This window comes from Xenorhabdus mauleonii (assembly GCF_900113945.1).
In the GTDB taxonomy this organism is placed as follows: Bacteria; Pseudomonadota; Gammaproteobacteria; order Enterobacterales; family Enterobacteriaceae; genus Xenorhabdus; species Xenorhabdus mauleonii.
In genome coordinates this window covers 1-1,655 of sequence record NZ_FORG01000088.1, presented here as the reverse complement: position 1 = coordinate 1,655, position 1,655 = coordinate 1, and the positions used below count along the sequence as shown (strand labels likewise).

Sequence of the window (1,655 nt, the reverse complement as noted above, 5' to 3'; positions counted from 1 at the left end):
TACCCGGTGCCTTTTTCCTTCAGCCGGACGTAATTACGCTGACCCCGCCGATAACACAGCACCTGATATTGCGCCTTACGCCGAAAAGACAGCGGTGCCGTCATCGGTGCATGCAGGCCGGGCATGATTTCCGTTAATTTTCCTGACATCGTTTCCTGCATTTCCGTGTTAGGCCTGTTTTTTCGCGCAGGCCATTCCTGATGCCTCTTCCTGCTGCCACTCTTTGACCGCATTCCAGACGGAGGTCAGCGAAATATCGTGATGCTCTGCCACATCCATCATGATATCCAGCCCTTCGGCGCTGTCCGCATCCCTGAGTTTTGCCACCTGCCAGCGTTGCCACAGGTCACTGTTTTCTTCTTCCGTCAGTACCGACACCCGCCCCGATTTCACAGCAATCCCGGCAATACGCCGACGCGCTGCCACTTCCAGACTGGACAGGCCAAAAAAATAGTGCATCAGATCAATCGAACCACTGAGTTCCAGTGCCCGGTCAATGCGCTGCATCCGCTGCTGCTCGATACGCGCCTGATGTAAAATGCGGGCCAGATTGGCGTGATGAATCTGCACACTCAGCACCGAGACCGGGCTGTTACCCAGATAATGCAAATCCTCAATCGTCAGACTCTGTAACATCAGCATCTCCGAGGGGGCCAGCCCCAGTGCTTCGCAACGGCGGATATAGCCGTTCTTCAAATCCATCACCAATTGCAACAGCAGGCTGTTGGTCGCTTGCGATAAATGATTCATACACTTCCTCCATCATCAGGCCAGTCAAAACACAATGAATGAACAACACACTGAAAAGCAGGCACCCCGGACTGGTATTGCTACATCGTCAACGTCTCCGGTGCCATGTCGCGCTGAAGCTCCCGCAGGCGGCGGATAATCCGCAGCAGCCGCAAAAACTTCACGGTCTGACTGTCATCCAGCAAGGGCACCGCTTCCCGCCCGGCGGTACCGAGCAGAACGGCAGCCAGCGTCAGTTCACAACGGTCAGCAGAAATCTCTCCGGTCAGAGAGTGCAATAAACACGAAAAAGGATGCACATCCGGCCTGTCAGTCAGACAAAATCCCGCCGACTGCACATCCGACACCGCCCGCAAATCACGATCACAGCCCATCACTTCAGCCAGTTCGAATGCCAGACGAAATGCCATATTTTGCAGATGTTCGATATCGTCCTGCATCGGGGAGATGTGCCAGACGGAACTGACCGGCTCCAGCCCGGTCCGGGCAAAGTGGAGATCGTCAGCTTCAGACAATTCCGGTTCAGGTGAGCTCTCCGGCTGATAAGGCGGGATCACCGGATTGTTTCGGGAAGACCGGGCAGGCGCGGGAGCCTTATCGATCGGAGCGCATGGTGTCTTCGATGCCGGTGCCGCATCCGTGGCGGGTTGAGCAAGAATGCCCGGATTCGGTTCCCTGTCTGACGCCCGGTTCTGATCCCCCTGACTCCTCTCAGGTGCTGCCGTTTCGGGCATTTCCGGTACAGGGCCAGGATCAAACGTGGCGGCCTGTTCACCAAAAAGCTGGCGACGGTTATTTTCCTTCGGATCGAGTTCCAGTATCCAGCGGTCATAATTCAGCTGCGGATGCGGCAGAGCCTGCAATAAATCCCCAATCAGTTCATCAAGGAACATCTCCGGTGCCCA

3 protein-coding genes are annotated in these 1,655 nt (G+C 55.8%); 1 reads left to right on the top strand and 2 read right to left on the bottom strand.

The genetic code is table 11. The annotated features are described in order from the left end of the window. Positions 1-168 precede the first annotated feature (168 nt). Both BM100_RS22350 and BM100_RS23760 read right to left on the bottom strand, forming a co-directional pair. A complete protein-coding gene (locus tag BM100_RS22350; protein WP_092514999.1) occupies positions 169-750 on the bottom strand; it encodes a DUF2857 domain-containing protein in 582 nt (193 codons plus the stop codon). 80 nt (positions 751-830) lie between these two features. Beyond that, on the bottom strand, positions 831-1,190 hold the full coding sequence (locus tag BM100_RS23760; RefSeq protein WP_244590698.1) for a hypothetical protein: 360 nt from the start codon (positions 1,188-1,190) through the stop codon (positions 831-833). An 86-nt stretch (positions 1,191-1,276) separates the two neighbouring features. On the opposite strand from BM100_RS23760, the gene BM100_RS23755 reads away from it, so the two are divergent. Continuing rightward, positions 1,277-1,655, top strand: a 379-nt coding sequence (locus BM100_RS23755; RefSeq protein WP_244896550.1) for a hypothetical protein, incomplete at its 3' end; no start/stop codon positions are given.